14 protein-coding genes are annotated in these 16,637 nt (G+C 71.3%); 7 read left to right on the top strand and 7 right to left on the bottom strand.

Features of this window, described 5'->3' with window-relative positions; translation table 11 throughout:
• The first annotated feature begins 74 nt into the window (after window positions 1-74).
• Window positions 75-1,343 carry an MFS transporter gene (locus tag ACGFIB_RS18495; RefSeq protein WP_393373262.1) on the top strand — a complete coding sequence of 423 codons (1,269 nt, stop codon included), beginning with the start codon at window positions 75-77 and terminating at the stop codon, window positions 1,341-1,343.
• 94 nt (window positions 1,344-1,437) lie between these two features.
• Window positions 1,438-1,779 carry an MmcQ/YjbR family DNA-binding protein gene (locus tag ACGFIB_RS18490; RefSeq protein ID WP_393373259.1) on the top strand — a complete coding sequence of 114 codons (342 nt, stop codon included), beginning with the start codon at window positions 1,438-1,440 and terminating at the stop codon, window positions 1,777-1,779.
• Window positions 1,780-1,807: 28 nt separating this feature from the next.
• Here the strand turns inward: ACGFIB_RS18490 and ACGFIB_RS18485 are convergent, their stop codons facing one another.
• Window positions 1,808-2,428, bottom strand: coding sequence for a helix-turn-helix domain-containing protein (locus ACGFIB_RS18485; protein ID WP_393373256.1), 621 nt, complete (start codon window positions 2,426-2,428; stop codon window positions 1,808-1,810).
• A gap of 115 nt (window positions 2,429-2,543) precedes the next feature.
• Here ACGFIB_RS18485 and ACGFIB_RS18480 point away from each other — a divergent pair, with 115 nt between their 5' ends.
• Together ACGFIB_RS18480 and ACGFIB_RS18475 are read left to right on the top strand one after the other, a co-directional pair.
• Window positions 2,544-3,026: a cation:proton antiporter regulatory subunit gene (locus ACGFIB_RS18480; RefSeq protein WP_142576236.1), complete on the top strand. Its 483-nt coding sequence runs from the start codon at window positions 2,544-2,546 to the stop codon at window positions 3,024-3,026.
• 9 nt (window positions 3,027-3,035) lie between these two features.
• Window positions 3,036-4,196 (top strand): cation:proton antiporter, encoded by a 1,161-nt coding sequence (locus ACGFIB_RS18475; protein WP_357025791.1) that lies wholly within the window; start codon window positions 3,036-3,038, stop codon window positions 4,194-4,196.
• 89 nt (window positions 4,197-4,285) lie between these two features.
• On the opposite strand, the gene ACGFIB_RS18470 is transcribed toward ACGFIB_RS18475, so the two are convergent.
• The 3 genes from ACGFIB_RS18470 to ACGFIB_RS18460 form a co-directional block, all read right to left on the bottom strand.
• Window positions 4,286-5,083 (bottom strand): cytochrome c oxidase assembly protein, encoded by a 798-nt coding sequence (locus tag ACGFIB_RS18470; RefSeq protein WP_393373253.1) that lies wholly within the window; start codon window positions 5,081-5,083, stop codon window positions 4,286-4,288.
• Between the two features lie 44 nt (window positions 5,084-5,127).
• Window positions 5,128-5,697, bottom strand: a complete 570-nt coding sequence (locus ACGFIB_RS18465; RefSeq protein ID WP_393373250.1) for a DUF2243 domain-containing protein — start codon at window positions 5,695-5,697, stop codon at window positions 5,128-5,130.
• A gap of 193 nt (window positions 5,698-5,890) precedes the next feature.
• Window positions 5,891-6,850 (bottom strand): ketopantoate reductase family protein, encoded by a 960-nt coding sequence (locus ACGFIB_RS18460; protein WP_393373247.1) that lies wholly within the window; start codon window positions 6,848-6,850, stop codon window positions 5,891-5,893.
• A 91-nt stretch (window positions 6,851-6,941) separates the two neighbouring features.
• Between ACGFIB_RS18460 and ACGFIB_RS18455 the strand changes: the two genes are divergently transcribed.
• Window positions 6,942-7,577, top strand: a complete 636-nt coding sequence (locus tag ACGFIB_RS18455; RefSeq protein WP_393373244.1) for a TetR/AcrR family transcriptional regulator — start codon at window positions 6,942-6,944, stop codon at window positions 7,575-7,577.
• Between the two features lie 10 nt (window positions 7,578-7,587).
• Window positions 7,588-8,016, top strand: a complete 429-nt coding sequence (locus ACGFIB_RS18450) for a glutaredoxin domain-containing protein (RefSeq protein ID WP_357252179.1) — start codon at window positions 7,588-7,590, stop codon at window positions 8,014-8,016.
• Here ACGFIB_RS18450 and ACGFIB_RS18445 read toward each other — a convergent pair.
• Entirely contained in the window at window positions 7,976-11,191 is a 3,216-nt protein-coding gene (locus ACGFIB_RS18445) for a BTAD domain-containing putative transcriptional regulator (protein WP_393373241.1), read from the bottom strand. The genes ACGFIB_RS18450 and ACGFIB_RS18445 overlap by 41 nt on opposite strands.
• A 98-nt stretch (window positions 11,192-11,289) precedes the next feature.
• Here ACGFIB_RS18445 and ACGFIB_RS18440 point away from each other — a divergent pair, with 98 nt between their 5' ends.
• The gene (locus ACGFIB_RS18440) at window positions 11,290-12,243 is read left to right on the top strand and encodes a tyrosine-type recombinase/integrase (RefSeq protein WP_357252173.1); all 954 of its coding nucleotides are present in this window, start codon (window positions 11,290-11,292) and stop codon (window positions 12,241-12,243) included.
• A gap of 16 nt (window positions 12,244-12,259) precedes the next feature.
• Here the strand turns inward: ACGFIB_RS18440 and rpoB are convergent, their stop codons facing one another.
• Together rpoB and ACGFIB_RS18430 are read right to left on the bottom strand one after the other, a co-directional pair.
• Window positions 12,260-15,736: a DNA-directed RNA polymerase subunit beta gene (gene rpoB / locus ACGFIB_RS18435; protein WP_393373237.1), complete on the bottom strand. Its 3,477-nt coding sequence runs from the start codon at window positions 15,734-15,736 to the stop codon at window positions 12,260-12,262.
• Window positions 15,737-15,957: 221 nt separating this feature from the next.
• Window positions 15,958-16,614 carry a maleylpyruvate isomerase N-terminal domain-containing protein gene (locus tag ACGFIB_RS18430; RefSeq protein WP_357247332.1) on the bottom strand — a complete coding sequence of 219 codons (657 nt, stop codon included), beginning with the start codon at window positions 16,612-16,614 and terminating at the stop codon, window positions 15,958-15,960.
• Window positions 16,615-16,637 lie beyond the last annotated feature (23 nt).

Genomic DNA, 16,637 nt, shown 5'->3' with positions numbered 1-16,637 from the left:
AGCGGCAGGATTTTGATGAAGACAGGCAGTCCTGCCACTCGTCAGCCGTCGGGCGACGGGCGACGCTGATGAGCGTGAACAACGACGCATCCGCTGCTCCGCCCGCGAGGCGGCCGGGACCCGGGCCGGCGTTCGCCCTGACCGCGGGGGTCATCGGAGTCTGCCTCGCCGCCTCGGCCCTGCCGTCTCCGCTGTACAGGCTCTACGCGGCCCAATGGCACGTGCAGACCTCCACCGTCACCCTGATCTATGCCACCTACTGCTTCGGGGTGCTCGTCTCACTGCTCGCCTTCGGCCGCGTCTCCGACACCTGGGGCCGCCGACCGGTCATCGTGGCCGGCCTCGTCGGCCTCCTCGTCTCGATGGTGGTCTTCATGTCCGCGTCCGGCACCGGCTGGCTGTTCGCCGCCCGCGCCGTACAGGGCCTGGCCACCGGCATCGCCATCAGCGCCTCCGGCGCGGCCCTGCTCGAGTTGTACCAGGGCGGCAACCCGGCCAAGGCCAGTCTCTACAACGTCGTCGCCAGCGCCCTGGGCGTCGGCGTCGGCGGCCTGCTCGGCGCCGTGCTCGTGCAGTACGCGCCGGGACCGCTGGTGACCCCGTTCATCGTGCTCACCGCGCTGATCGTCGTACTGCTGCTCGGCATGCTGGGCGTGCCCGAGACCGTGACCGGCACGTCCCGCACCGGGTTCCGGATGGCCGCGCCGGGCGTTCCCCGGCAGATCATCGCCCCCTTCACGCTCGCCGCCCTCGGGATCACCTGCACCTGGTCGATCATCGGCATCTACCTGGGGCTCGTAGGGACGCTCGCCCCCGCCCTGCTTCACTCCACGAGCCAGCTCGCGGCCGGTCTGGCCATCCTGGCCCTGGGCGGCACCTCCGCGGTGCCGCCGCTGGTCACTCGGAAGATGGCCCCGGCCGTCCAGATCGCCTGGGGGACGATCGCGCTCACCGGCGGCATCGCGTTGACGGCCTGGTCGCTGTCCGCCGACGGCGCGGCCCTGTTCGTCGTGGCGAGCGTGGTGATCGGCATCGGCGTCGGGTTCGGCATGTTCGGATCGCTGCGCACCGTCGGCGCCGCAGCGCCGCCGGACCGGCGCGCCCAGGTCATGGCCGCCTTCTACATCGTCGCCTACGCCGCGATCTCGCTGCCCGCGGTCGCCGCCGGGTTCTCCGTCCGTCAACTGGGCGCGGTGCAGACCTTCCAGATCTTCGGCGCGGGCATCGTCGTCGTCTCCGTCGGCACCCTGCTGCTGGCCGTGGCCCGGCAGCGCGCCCAGACGCGGGCCGCCGTCACGCCGGTACCGCCCACCCGGGCAGGCGCCGTGACGGAACGCGGCTGACCGTGCCGGCGGCGGCCACCACCCGGGTTCCCGACCGATTGCGACCCCTCTAAAGTGGGCCGCACCGTCCGCACGCACCTGTCAGGAGGCGACCGTGGTGACCACCCAGGACGTGCGGCAGGTGACCATGTCGTTGCCGCGCACCACCGAGCACCTGATCCGTGACCGGATCAAGTTCCGGGTCGGGCGGATCGTCTACGTCTCGCTGTCCCGCGACGAGACGCTCATGGGTTTCGCCTTCCCCAAGGAGGAACGCGCCGCGCTGGTCGCCTCCGACCCCGACAGGTTCCTCATGCCCATACCGTCGGACGAGCGGTACAACTGGGTGCGCGTGCGTCTGGCCACGCTCGGCACCGTCGAGCTCGCCGAGATCGTGACCGACGCCTGGCGCATGGTGGTGCCGAAGCGAGTCGCCGCGGCGCATTGCGGAAACTGACCGGGCCCGTTCAGGAGACCGGGCCTGTTCAGGAGATCGGGTCCGTTCGGGAGCCGGATCGTCTGTGCACGGTCCGGGGGCGGGCACGCAGGTGGGCGCGCTCGCCCTGGCTGCCGAACAGGCTGAGGAACTCGACCGCCTGCTCGTCGGCGGCGCCGAACCAGTGCGGCAGCCGGGTGTCGAACTCGGCCGCCTCACCCGGTGACAGCACCAGATCCTGCTCGCCGAGCACCATCCTCAGCCGCCCGTTGAGCACGTACAGCCACTCGTAGCCCTCGTGCGTCTTCGGCTCCGGCGTTCTCCTGACGCTGCCCGCCGCGATCACCAGCTTGTAGGCCTGGATGCCCCCGGCCCGGCGGGTCAGCGGCAACATCGTCATGCCGTGGCGGACGACCGGCCGCAGGTGGATGCGCGGATCTCCCGTCGGCGGGGCGTCGACGAGCTCGTCCAGGGTGACACCGTGGGCCTTTGCCAGGGGCAGCAGCAGTTCGAGGGTCGGCCGCCGCGCGCCCGACTCCAGCCGCGACAGCGTGCTCACCGAGATGCCGGTCGCCGCCGACAGGTCGGCCAGGGTCGTCTCGCGCTGCCGGCGCAGCGCGCGCAGCCGGGGCCCGACCGACACGAGCGCGTGTTCGAGGTCGTCGTCCACGTCGTCAGCTTGCCACACCGGCAATGACCCGTGCGGATGACCGAAATGAGACCACCGTCCATTATTGGTAGGTTCCTGGATAAGTGTTGACTTATCAGATCGGAGGAGCGACGCCGTGGATGTCGAGCAGACGGTGTTGCCGGGAATCGGGCTGCGGCACGAGTTCACCACGCGCTCGGGACGGCGCATCGGGGTGGTCTCCCACCGCACCGGGCGGCGCGACCTGGTGATCTACGATCCCGACGATCCCGACAGGGCCTGTGAGACGGTGAAACTCAACGACGAGGAGGCGGACGCGCTCGTCGAGCTGCTCGGCGCCCCCCGCATCGTCCAGCGGCTCAACGCCCTGCACCGCGAGGTCGAGGGGCTGGTCAGTGTCCAGCTTCCGATCGCGCCCGGTTCCCCCTACACCGGCCGTCCCATGGGCGAGGCGCAGGTGCGCACGCGCACCGGAGCCTCCATCGTGGCCGTCGTCCGTGCCGGGCACGTCTTCGCCAGCCCCGCCCCCGACTTCGTCCTCACCGGGGACGACATCGTGGTCGTGGTGGGCAGCGAGGACAGCACCGCCACCGTCGCCGACATCCTCGCCAGCGGCTGAGGGCAGCGCGTGCACAATACGGCGATACTTTTCCTGGAATTCGGCGCCGTCGTCCTCGGACTCGGCATCCTCGGAGCGCTGGCGCTGCGCGTCGGCATCTCCCCTATCCCTCTCTACCTCCTCGCGGGCCTGGCCTTCGGCACCGGCGGCATCCTCCCCCTGGCCACCAGCGAGGAGTTCACCGCCACCGGCGCCGAATTAGGCGTCATCCTGCTGCTGCTCACCCTCGGCCTGGAATACAACGCCGACGAGCTGGTGACCAGCCTCAAGGGCAACGCCCGCGCCGGCCTGGTCGACCTCGTGCTCAACGCCGCCCCCGGCGCGATCTTGGCGCTGCTCCTCGGGTGGGGGCCGGTCGCCGCCGTCGCCATGGCCGGCGTCACCTACGCCACCTCCTCCGGCATCACCGCGAAGGTCCTGTCCGATCTGGGCTGGATCGGCAACCGGGAAACCCCGGTAGTGCTGTCGCTGCTGGTGTTCGAGGACCTCACGATGGCGGTCTACCTACCAATCCTGACCGCCATGCTGGCGGGCCTGAGCCTGGTCGCCGGAGCGGTCGCCGTGGCCGTCGCGCTGGTGGCCGTGAGCGTGGTCCTGCTGGTCGCGCTCCGCTTCGGCCGCTACATCGAGGCGTTCGTCGCCAGCCCCAACTCCGAGGTGCTCGTGCTCAAGGTGGTCGGGCTGGCGCTGCTGGTGGCCGGCCTGGCCCAGCAGCTGCAGGTGTCGGCCGCGGTCGGAGCGTTCCTCGTCGGCATCGCGCTGTCGGGCGAACTGGCCGAAGACGCCCAGGTGCTGCTCGCGCCGCTGCGCGACCTGTTCGCCGCGGTCTTCTTCGTGTTCTTCGGCCTGCAGACCGACCCCACCAAGATCCTGCCCTCCGCCGGCCTGGCCGCGGGCCTGGCCCTGGTGACGATGATCACCAAGCTGCTGACCGGCATCTACGCCGCTCGACGGGCCGGCATCGCCCGTGCAGGACGGGTCCGCGCGGGCATCGCGCTCATCCCCCGCGGCGAGTTCAACATCGTCATCGCCGGGCTGGCGGTGGCCGCCGGCGCCCATCCCGACCTGGGTGCGCTGGCGGCGACGTACGTCCTGATCCTGGCCGCCTTCGGCCCCCTGGCTGCCCGTCTGGTCCAGCCGCTCCTCACGCGAGTGGCGAGCCGCGCCTGACGCCGTCGCGCCCCCCTGCACCGGCCGGCACTCACCGGCCCGCACCCACCGGCCTGCCCCGCGTCGCGCGGCGGCGGGCCGGTCGCGTTTCAGGCCCGTACGGCCCCCCTGACCCGCCCGGCGGCGGGCCGGGAACGGCGCTCCGGACGCCAGGAGGAGACGAGGGCGGCCGCCAGGAGGAGTTCGGCGATGTCGCCGCCGTAGTACATGATCTCCGCGCCGCCCCGGATCTCGGGAATGGGCGCGTGCACGTTCACCCAGAAGCCCCCGTACATCAGCTGTGCGACGACCGCGTGCACGAAGATGGCGCAGCCGAGGTAGACCAGGCGGGCCCGTACGCCGGGCCGGGCGGGCGCGGGATCGGGACCGGCGACGGCATGCGCGAACAGGCAGCCAGACAGCAGGAAGTGCGCGTGCAGCAGCCAGTGCCCGGCGGGCAGGGCCGTGACGGCGTTGTAGAGCGGGGTGAAGTAGAGCACGCCGAGGCTGCCGGTCGACAGCAGCAGGGCGGTCGCCGGATGGGTCGGCAGCCGGCCGGCACGGCTGTGCACGACCGCGGACAGCCGCCGCGCGCCGCGGGCGGGCAGAGTCCGCAGCAGCAAAGTGACCGGAGCGCCCAGCACCAGCGCGATCGGGGCGTACATGCCGATCAGCAGGTGCTGAACCATGTGGCCGCGGAAGTCGGCGTGCGCGAACGGCGCGACGGGCGGCAGGAGCGCCACCGCCGACAGCGCGACCCCGGTGGCGAAGCTCGCCGTGCGCCACCGGCTCCAGCCCACTACGGGGTTGCGGCGGCGCGCCCGCCGGACCAGGTGCAGGTAGACGAGCAGGGCGAGCACCGGCGGCAGCGCCCCCGGCAACCCCGCCACGTGCGTACCGTGGTCCATCACACCGTGACCCATCACACCGTGGTTCATCACGTCATGGCCCATCACGTCACTGGCCCATCACGCCGGGCCCGTCCGCGCGGGGTCTCGGCGGGGTCGAAGGACCGGCCGCTGCGCGCGAGCAGGTAGCCCCCGGCGAGCAGCAGCGCGCCCAGGACGAGGAAACCGATGTCCCACCAGAACTGGTAGGGACCGCCGTGGACGTGATGGATGGCCAGGATGTGATGATCCAGGACGCCTTCGACGAGATTGAAGATCCCCCAGCCGGCCAGGATCCACCCCCACAGCACCCGCGAGGTCCACACCCGCCGCCGCTCTCGGGTGACCCTGGAGTACAGGATCGCGAGGCCGATGAGCACCGCGAGCCAGCACACCGCGTGGAAGATGCCGTCCCACACCGTGTTCATCTCCAGCCCGGAGACCGTGCGGGGGTTGTAATACCGCACCCCGATGCGATCGCTGTTGGTGCTGCTCAGCATGTGATGCCACTGCAGGAGCTGGTGCAGCAGGATGCCGTCGACGAACCCGCCGAGTCCCACCCCGAGCACGATCCCCGGCAGCCGCAGACTGACCGGCGCCGCACCGGCCCGGGCCTCGCCCGCGGTGGTCGCCATCGCCCTGCCTCCGTCCCCTCCGCGCCGCTGTGCGGATCTCCGCCAAGGCAGGTTCCCCGGACGCGAAGGCATAGTCACGCAGGCACGCGCGGACCCGGCCCCGGGCCTACCGACTCTTTGAACAGCACCGCACCCGGCGGCACGGCCCGCGACGCCGGCTGCGACCGCGAAGCGCTCCAGCGGGCCCGCTCACTCAGCCTGTCACCTCGCGGGCGAAGCTCGGTTCCGCCGCTTCCAGTCGCGGTACCGCGACGCCCAACCGGCGTGCTTCGGCCAGGGTGTCCCGGCAGACCTCACGCGGCTCCTCTGCGTCGGGGTCGGAGTGCGCGGCGAAATTCGCGCGCATCGGCGCGACATGAGCGGTCAGCCAGGCGAGCGCGGGAGCCGTCAGCCAGGTGGGCGCACGGAACAGCAGCACACCGCCCCGGTGACGTCGCAGGTCGACGCCGCGTGCCTTGAGGAGCGGCAGCAGTTCGCGGCCGGTCAGCAGCGCCTCGCGGAAGTCGCTCGTCGACCCGGCCAGCTTGGACAGGGAACCCAGCCGCAGGCCCTGCGAGAACAGGCCGGCGTCCGACACGAAATGGACCCACAGCCAGCCGCGGAAGTCAGGCTGCTCCTTGAGCCGGAGCCCGGCCTCGCGAAACGCCTGGCGCACGGCCCGCTCCCGTACGGTCGGGGGCTGGCCGAGGGTGCCGAAGACGACCGACGGCAGCAGCCCCCCACGGAGCACGCCGTCCGCGCCGAAACCGCCACCGGCCTGGGGAAAGCCCCAGGCGATCCGGTCGACGGGGAGTGCGCCGATCGCGGCCGACGGCTCGGTCCAGAGGTTGCCGAAGACCAGCACCGTGGCCTGGCCGACACGCGGGGACAGGAAGGCCGTCGCCACCGGGAGGCGATGGTGCGGCACGCTGAGCACGATCAGGTCGAAGTCGTGGTCCGGCTCCAGCGCCTCGCGGTAGCGCACCGGCCACTTCTCGACGACGCGCCGCCCCCACACCCGGCGCCGCATATCGAACAGGTCGAGGTCCACCGCGTCTCCGTACGTCGCCGCGCGGCCCGGCCGGACGTAGAACTCGACGTCATGTCCCGCCTGGTGCAGGACCCAGCCGTAGACGGTGGCGATCACGCCCCGGCCGAACATCAGGATCTTCACGTTGCACCTCGTGGAGTACGATCGATCTGGAGGCAATCTCCACTTTGCTAAAATATGGAGGTCATCTCCACTTGTCAACGCGAGGTAGCCCATGACCGCCGACAAGCCGCTGCGGGCCGACGCCCGACGCAACCGCGATGCCCTGATCGCCACGGCACGAGAGGTCTTCGACGCCGGTGATTTCTTCGACCTGCGCTTCGACGACTTCGCACGCCTGGCCGGGGTGGGCACCGGCACGCTGTACCGCCACTTCCCCACCCGGGAGGCACTGGCCGAGGCGGTCTACCACGGGGAAGTCGCCGCGCTGTGCGACCGCGCCCGCCGGCTGCAGGCCACGCTGCCCGCGGCGGAGGCTTTGGCGACCTTCCTACGCGGCATGGTCGACCACATAGACGCCCACCAGGGCCTCGCCCGGACGCTGGCCACGCTCATGGCCGTCGGCTCAGGTGCCCTCGCCGAGGGCAGCCGGGCGCTGGAGCAGGCTGTCACCGACCTGGTGGCCGCCGCCGTGAAGGACGGCGCCGTCCGCGACGACGTGGATGCCGGTGCCGTCATGATGGCACTGCACGGCATCGGCGCCGCCCATGACCGCCCCGGTTGGCGGGCCGAGGCCGACGGTGTCATCACCCTCGTGCTGGACGGGCTGCGCCGGTCGTGCTCGGGCGACAGTCAGCTCGTCGATCAACCGGCCCCCCTCGTCCGCCGACACCCCGGGCGGATGCGTTAGCGTGATCGCCATGCTGCGCCGATGGATGCTGCCGATCCTCTTCCTGGCTGCCGGGCTCACCGCAGCGGCGCGGCAGATCGCCCAGGGGTCCCCGGTCGCCGCCGTCACACTGCTCCTGATCTTCCTGGTCGGCGCCGTCCTGCTGTCCCCGCTGATGTTCCCGAGGTCCGTCAGCGCGGCGGAGGCGCTGCGCCGCAGCGCGGCCGACGGTCGGCCCATCGTCTACTGGCGCCCCGGCTGCCGCTACTGCATGCGGCTCCGCACCCGGCTCGGCCGGCACGCCCACCGGATGCACTGGGTCGACATCTGGCGCGACCCGGACGGCGCCGCGGCGGTGCGGGCCGCCACCGGCGGCGACGAGACGGTGCCCACCGTGGTCGTGGCGGGCGAACCGCACGTCAATCCCGACCCTCGATGGGTGCGCGCGCAACTGTCCTGACGAACCTCAGCCGCGGCTGCGGACGCGGGGTCCCCCCGTCAGAGCACACCCCGGCGCACACCCCGGCGCACACCCCGGGGCACGACCCAGGCACGTCCCCGGGAACGCCGTCGGAAACGCCGTCGGAAACGCCGTCCAGCCCGCGCAGCGACCGCGCCGCACCCGCGAGCAGCGCGGCACGCGACAGGTCCCCGCCGACGGCGCACCACTCGGCCACCGCCTCCAGCACCGTCGCCCGCACCGTCTCGTCACCCGCGCGCCCCGACGACTCCAGCGCCGAGCGCAACGACCGCCACGCCGCCTCGCGGTCACCGCGCCCCGCCCGCACCCGCGCCAGCTCGACATGCACCGTGGCCAGAAACTGCCCCGGCACGCCCGCCTGCCCGCCGACCAGATCCAACGCCCCCACCAGCAGACCCTCCGCCTCGCCGAGCTCCCCCCGCCGCCGCGCCACCTCTCCGGCGGCCTGCCGCACCCGCGCCGCCGCCACCCGATCCCCCGTACGGCCGGCCACCTCACCAGCCCGCGCGAGCTCCCGATCCGCCCCCGCCAGATCACCCGTACGGGCGCGTAACTGGGCCAACCGCACCCGCAGCATCAACGGGACGGGAACCGCCTCCATCCCCCCGAGCAGCCCCGCCAGCTCCGCCGCCTCCTCCAGCAGCGTCAGCGCCTCGGCCGCCTGCCCCCGGTTCTCCGCCGCCAGCGACAACCAGTACAGCGCCAGGGACAGCCCCCACCGCTCCCCCAGCGCGCGGTAGCCCGCCAGCGCCTCCCGCAGCCACCCCTCGGCCGCCCTCGCCCCCGCCCTGCCGTACTCGAACTCGCCGATCCCGCCCATCAGCAGCGCCGTCGCCCGCGCCCACGGGTCCTCGTGATCGCCGAACGCCCGCATCGCCGCGAGCGCCCTGCGCCAGTGGTCCACGCCCGCGCCCGCGGGCCTGACCCCCACGATCCAGGCCCACAACGCCACGGGATGGCCCGACTCCTCGACCACGCGCAGCGCCTCCGGCGACGCACTCGGCCCGCCGGACGCCAGCAGCGCACACAACGTGTGCGGCAGCTCCAGCCCGGGCGGCGGGGCATCACCCCGCGCCGCCCTGATCGCCCGCGCCCACCTGGCCGCCTCGTCGCCCCGTCCCCGCACCGTCCACGCCCACAACCTGGCCATGAACAGCCGCAGCGCCTGCCGCTCCCGCCCGGTCCGTACGGCATGGCCGAGCGCCGCGTCGAGGTTCCCCCGCTCGGCGTCCAGCATCGCCAGCAGGCCAAGCTGGTCGGCCGTACGCAACCCGGGCTCGGACTCCTCCGCCGTTTCCAGGAACAGGCTCAGATGCCGGTCCCGCACGGCCTGCGCCTCGCCCGCCTCCTCCAGCCGCTCGGCCGCGTACGCCCGGACGGTCTCCAGCAAGCGGTAACGCACCCGCGAGGCCCGGCCCCCGGGCCCGTCCGGCTCGGCCACGACGACCAGCGACTTGTCCACCAGAGCGGCCACCGTCTCCAGGCCGGCCCCGCACACCCGCAGCGCCGCCTCCGCCGTCGCCCCGCCCGCGAACACCGACAACCGGCGCAACGCCACCCGCTCCCCCGGTGACAGCAGATCCCAGCTCCAGTCGATCACCGCCCGCAGCGTCCGATGCCGCGGCCCCGCCGTACGGCCACCGCGCAGCGTCAGCCGTTCCCCCACCGCCTCCGCGAGCTGCCGCACCGTGAACGACCGCAGCCGGGCCGCCGCCAGCTCGATCGCGAGCGGCAGGCCGTCCAGCTCCCGGCAGACCGCGACCACATCGGCCACCACGGACTCGTCCACCGCGAACCCCGGACGCGCCGCCGACGCCCGCGCCGCGAACAACGCCACCGCCGGGAACTCCAGCGCCCGCGCCGCGTCCGCCCCAACGCCGGGCAGCGCCAGCGGCCGCACCGGATGGAGATGCTCCCCCGGAACGTCCAGCGGCTCCCGGCTGGTCGCCAGGACCCGCAGCCCCGGCACCCCCGCCAACAGCCGCTCCGCCACCGCCGCCACGCCGTCCACCACGTGCTCGCAGTTGTCCAGCACGAGCACGAGCTCCCGGCCCGCCAGCGCCTCCACCAGCGCGTCGAGCGGCGACCCGGCCGGCCGCCTCGCGACGTCCCCGTCCGGCTCGGGCGCCGCCGGAGGTATGGTCGCGCGCACGGCGGCGGCCACGTCCGCCGGATCCCCGGCAGAGGCCAGCTCGACCAACCACACCCCCGAAGCGGCGGTGAGCCCGCCCGCGACCTCCACCGCCAGCCTGGTCTTGCCCGCGCCGCCCGGTCCGGTCAGCGTGACCAGCCGTGCGGCCGACAGCAGGCCACGCACCCGTGCCACGTCCTCCCGCCGCCCGACCAGGCTCGTCACCGGCGCCGGCACGTTCCCCCGTACGGCCCGCGTCGGTGCGGCCGGCGTCGCGGGCGGGTCGCGCAGCGCCTCAAGGTGTGCCGCGCGTAGTTCCGGCCCGGGATCGACACCCAGCTCGTCCGCCAGCCGCCGCCTGACGCGTTCGAACGTCTTCAGTGCGTCTCCGCGCCGTCCCGCCGCGCACAGCGCACGCATCAACAGAGCGTGGAACGGCTCACGCAGTGGGTGCGCGGCGACGAGCTCCTCCAGCTCCGCCACCAGCGCTCCGGGCGCGGCCGCGCCCGCCACGGCGAGGTCGGCCGTCACCCGGGCCTCCAGCGCGGAAAGGCGCAACTCTTCCAGGCGCGCCGCCGCCACCCGCGCGAACGGCAGGTCCGCCGCGTCGGCGAGCGCCGCACCGCGCCAGAGTGACAGGGCGGACCGCAGGACCGCGGCGGCACGCCGGGGATCACGCTCGGCCCGGCCCGCGCGCAGCAGGTGCTCGAACTCCGCCGCGTCCACCGCCTCCGGCGGGACGTCGAGCAGGTAACCGGCCGGATGCGACACCACGGCACCCCGTAATTCCTCCTGCGATTCCTCTTGCAGGCCCTTCTGCAGCTCACGACGGAGGCGCGACACCAGGGAGTGCAGCGCCGCCGCCGGGTTCGCCGGTGGCTCCTCCCACAGGTCGTCGGCGAGCGTCTCGGCGGTGACCACCTTTCCGGGCTCCAGAGCGAGCCGGATCAGCAGCACACGCAGGCGCGCACCCCTGATAGGAGTGCCGGTCACCCGCAGCGGCCCGAGAATCCCGATTCGCATGATTCCCTCATTGTCGTCGAGGGTTCGGCCGTTAGGTGCAGATGATCTTGCAGTGACCGGGCGCCTTTACAATGTAGATTCATAGTAGGATCGAGGCGATGGACACCCCCGCCGTCCCCGAGCGGAACACCCCCGCACGGCCAGAGCGCGACCCCTACCGGGTGTATCTCGACGCGCTGCAGAGTCCCGAGTCCAAGCGCACGATGAGGGGCTGCCTCGACCGCATCGCCCGCCTCATCACCGGCGACCCGGAGGCGACCGGCGCCGGCCAGCCCTGGGAACTGCTCCGCTACGAGCACACCATCCGGCTGCGGACGCTGATGCGCGAGCAGGGCTGGTCGCCCTCCCATGTCAACAAGCACCTGGTCGCGCTGCGGCGCGTGCTGAAGGAGGCGTGGCGGCTCGGCCTGATGACCGGCGAGGACTACCAGCGGGCCGCCGACCTGCCCGCCTACAAGCACACCCGCGTCCCGGCGGGACGGCACGTCGAGGCCGAGGCGCTGGCGGCCACGCTCGAGGTGTGCGACGACGACCCCTCCCCCGCCGGCCGCCGCGACGGCGCGATGCTGGCTGCGCTCTACTCCACCGGCTGCCGCCGCGCCGAGATCGCCGGGCTCACCCTGGCCGACTTCGACCCCCATGCGCGCTCCCTGCGGGTGCGCGGCAAGGGCGACAAGGAACGGCTGGTCTACCTGACCGCGGAAGCCGTCGAACGCCTCGGCCTCTGGCTCGCCGTACGCGGCCGGGCGACGGGCCCCCTGTTCTGCCCCGTCAACAAGGGCGGGCGGCTGCGGCTGGCCCACATGACCGGCCAGGCCATCGCCGACATCGTCTCCCGGCGCCTGGCCGCCGCCGGGGCGTCCCCCCGTACGCCGCACGACTTCCGGCGCACGTTCATCGGCGAACTGCTCGACGCCGGGGTCGACCTCGCCACCACCCAGGCCCTGGTGGGCCACGCCTCCCCCGCCACCACCGCCCGCTACGACCGGCGGCCGGAGCGGCGCCGCCGCGAGGCCGTCGACCGGCTTCGCGTCCCCGGCGCCGCCCGCTGACCGGGCCTGCCGTTCCTCAGATGTCGTCGACGGTCATCGCGCCCTCGTGGGGACGCCGGGACAGGTCGATGCCGAGCTCCTCCGCCGCGCGGAAGACGTCCTCGTCGGTGTCCCTCATCTCGATCGACGTGCCGTCGCTGGAGAGGACCTCGACGTTGAGGCAGAGCGACTGCATCTCCTTGATGAGGACCTTGAAGGACTCGGGAATGCCCGCCTCGGGGATGTTCTCGCCCTTGACGATGGCCTCGTAGACCTTCACTCGGCCCAGTACGTCGTCGGACTTGATCGTCAGCAGCTCCTGCAGCGCGTATGCCGCGCCGTAGGCCTCCAGCGCCCACACCTCCATCTCGCCGAAGCGCTGGCCGCCGAACTGCGCCTTACCACCCAGCGGCTGCTGGGTGATCATCGAGTACGGGCCGGTCGAGCGAGCGTGGATCTTGTCGTCGACCAGGTGCAGCAGCTTCAGGATGTAGATGTAGCCCACCGAGATCGGGTGCGGGAACGGCTCGCCGGAGCGGCCGTCGAACAGCCGCGCCTTGCCGCTGGGCATCACCGTCCGGTCGCCGTCGCGGTTGACGAGGGTGCTGCCCAGCAGACCGATGATCTCCTGTTCGCCGGCACCGTCGAACACCGGGGTGGCGACGTTGGTCCAGGGCTCGACCCTGTCCAGGTCCTTGTCGCGCAGGCGCTCGGCCCAGGCCTCTTCGACACCGGAGACGTCCCAGCCCTGGGCGGCGATCCACCCGAGATGGGTCTCCAGCACCTGACCGACGTTCATCCGGCCGGGCACGCCCAGCGGGTTGAGGACGATGTCGACCGGCGTGCCGTCCTCAAGGAACGGCATGTCCTCCACCGGCAGGATCTTGGAGATGACGCCCTTGTTGCCGTGACGACCGGCCAGCTTGTCCCCATCGGTGATCTTGCGCTTCTGCGCCACATACACCCGGACCAGCTCGTTGACACCCGGAGGAAGCTCGTCGCCCTCCTCACGGCTGAACACCCGCACCCCGATGACCTTGCCGGTCTCACCGTGCGGCACCTTCAGCGAGGTGTCGCGAACCTCACGCGCCTTCTCACCGAAGATCGCGCGCAGCAGCCGCTCCTCGGGCGTCAGCTCCGTCTCGCCCTTGGGAGTGACCTTGCCCACCAGGATGTCGCCGGTCTCCACTTCGGCGCCGATCCGGATGATGCCCCGCTCGTCCAGGTCGGCCAGCGCGTCCTCGGAGGCGTTCGGGATGTCCCGGGTGATCTCCTCGGGGCCCAGCTTGGTGTCGCGGGCGTCGACCTCGTGCTCCTCGATGTGAATCGACGACAGCACGTCGTCCTGCACCAGACGCTGGGACAGGATGATCGCGTCCTCGTAGTTGTGACCCTCCCACGGCATGAACGCCACCAGCAGGTTCTTGCCCAGCGCCATCTCACCGTTGTCCGTGCACGGACCGTCGGCGACGACCTGACCCCGCTCGACCCGATCCCCCTCGGCCACGATCGGCTTCTGGTTGAAACAGGTGCCCTGGTTCGACCGCTTGAACTTCGCCACCCGATACGTCGTCCGCGTATCGTCGTCGTTCATCACCGTGATGTAGTCGGCCGAGACCTCCTCCACCACACCGGCCTTCTCCGCCGTGATCACATCACCGGCATCGGTCGCCGCGCGATACTCCATCCCCGTGCCGACCAGCGGAGCCTCGCTCTTGAGCAAAGGCACCGACTGACGCTGCATGTTCGAACCCATCAACGCCCGGTTGGCGTCGTCGTGCTCCAGGAACGGAATCATCGCCGTCGCCACCGACACCATCTGACGCGGCGACACGTCGATGTAGTCGACCTCCTCGGCACGGGCGAGTTCGGTCTCACCACCCTTGGTCCGCACCAGGACCCGAGGCTCGGCGAACGAGCCGTCTGGATTGAGGGCCGTGTTGGCCTGCGCCTTGACGAACCGGTCCTCCTCGTCCGCGGTCAGGTAGTCGATCTCGTCGGTCACCTTGCCGTCGACGACCCTGCGATAGGGCGTCTCGACGAAGCCGAAGGCGTTGACCCGCCCATAGGACGCCAGCGAGCCGATCAGGCCGATGTTCGGGCCTTCCGGCGACTCGATCGGGCACATCCGGCCGTAGTGGGACGGGTGCACGTCGCGGACCTCGAAGCCGGCCCGCTCACGCGACAGACCACCGGGACCCAGCGCGTTCAGGCGTCGTTTCTGGGTCAGCGCGGCCAGCGGGTTGATGTGGTCCATGAACTGCGAAAGCTGCGAGGTGCCGAAGAACTCCTTGATCGACGCCACGACCGGGCGGATGTTGATCAGGGTCTGCGGCGTGATCGCCTCGACGTCCTGCGTCGTCATGCGCTCGCGCACGACGCGCTCCATGCGGGCCAGGCCCAGCCGGACCTGGTTCTGGATCAACTCGCCCACCGTGCGCAGACGGCGGTTGCCGAAGTGGTCGATGTCGTCGGTCTCGACGATGACCTCACTGCCGGCGACTCGCATCGAGTCCTCGCCGGCGTGCAACCGGACGATGTACTCGATGGTGGACACGATGTCCTCGTCGGTCAGCGTGCCCTGAGTGATGTCGGCCTGGACGCCCAGCTTCTTGTTGATCTTGTAACGGCCGACCTTGGCGAGGTCGTAGCGCTTCGGGTTGAAGTACAGGTTCTCCAGCAGCGCCTGCGCCGACTCCTTGGTCGGCGGCTCGCCCGGACGCAGCTTGCGGTAGATGTCCAGCAGCGCGTCGTCCTGACCAGAGGTGTGGTCCTTCTCCAGAGTCGCCCGCATCGACTCGTACTGACCGAAACGCTCCAGAATCTGGTCACTGGTCCAGCCCAGCGCCTTCAGCAGCACCGTCACCGGCTGCTTGCGCTTACGGTCGATGCGCACGCCGACACTGTCACGCTTGTCGATCTCGAACTCGAGCCACGCGCCGCGCGACGGGATCACCCGGCAGCCGAACAGGTCCTTGTCGGAGGTCTTGTCGACACTGCGGTCGAAGTAGACACCGGGCGACCGGACGAGCTGGGAGACCACGACACGCTCGGTGCCGTTGACGATGAAGGTGCCCTTCGACGTCATGAGCGGGAAGTCGCCCATGAACACCGTCTGGCTCTTGATCTCACCTGTGGTGTTATTGATGAACTCCGCCGTGACGAACATCGGGGCGGAGTAGGTCATGTCCTTGTCTTTGCACTCATCGACTGAGTACTTGGGCGCCTCGAACCTGTGGTCCCGGAACGACAGGGACATGGTTCCGGAGAAGTCCTCGATGGGACTGATCTCCTCGAAGATCTCTTCAAGACCCGACTGGGCCGGGACGTCCTTGCGCCCGGCCTGGCGAGCCGCCTCAACCCGGCCCTTCCATTTCTCGTTGCCCACCAACCAGTCGAAGGACTCGGTCTGCAGGGCGAGAAGGTCGGGCACTTCGAGCGGCTCCTCGATGCGCGCGAAAGACACGCGACGAGGACCGGGTGGTATGGCCAAAGGGTGGGGCGAGGCTGCCAACAGATGTCCTTCCGAAGGCTCGCGGATCGACTACGCGCACGCCGGACGACAGCTCTACCGATCTGGAGCGGAAGGGGATGCCAAAGAGCGAGCGCAGAAGGCATCATAAAGCAACGTGCAAACGAATGTCCACACGTATCTGTAGTGTCAACCTCAGTCCCGTAATCAGGATGGCACGCGCGCCGGGACATCGTCAAGCGACACTCCCACGAGCCGGACGATCAGCCGAGGACGAGGGGGAGTCTCGCGGCCAGCTCGCCCAGCTCGGCCTCCTGCGCGTCGGCCGGGGCGCGGCGGCCCGTGCCGACCAGCAGTGCGTCCTTGTCGGAGAACGACGCGGGGAAGGCGGTCCCGGCGATCTTCTCCAGCATGTCCCGGGACCGGGCGAGCCCCTCGGCGGGCGGTTCCGCCGCGCCCGGCAGATGCGCGACCAGGTCGAGGTGGTGCAGCGTCCACTCCAGGACGTACGCCGAAAGGTAGTCGCCCGCGGTGAGGACCTCGCCGCGGGTGCCGACCCGCAGGTCCGGGTCGGCGAGCCTCGCGGCGCGGCCGGCGGCGGAGCCGACGTCGTCGAGGTGGAACTTGAGCAGCCGAGGCTCCTCGTAGGCGGCGGCCAGCCGGACGATCAGCGCGTCGAGCGGATCGTCGCCGGTCGGCGGCGTCGCGGAGACCTCCCAATAGGTCACCGCGTCACGGGTCGGTTCCGTTTCCGCCGGGGTCACGAGGGTGATCAGGACGTCCTGAGCGTCGATCACCAGATGACACGCCAGATCCCGCACAAGCCAGCCGGCACAGCCGGACGGCTGTGCGAAGTCCTCGTCCGGCAGTTCGGCGACCGCCCCGCGCAATGCCGTCCACGAGCGTGTGAAGAGATCCACACTGGCACGGTAGTGCGGTGCCT

Source organism: Microbispora bryophytorum (assembly GCF_043197435.1).
Taxonomy (GTDB): Bacteria; Actinomycetota; Actinomycetes; order Streptosporangiales; family Streptosporangiaceae; genus Microbispora; species Microbispora bryophytorum.
The sequence above is the reverse complement of the archived record's forward strand: the minus strand, read 5'-3'. Positions and strand labels throughout refer to the sequence as shown.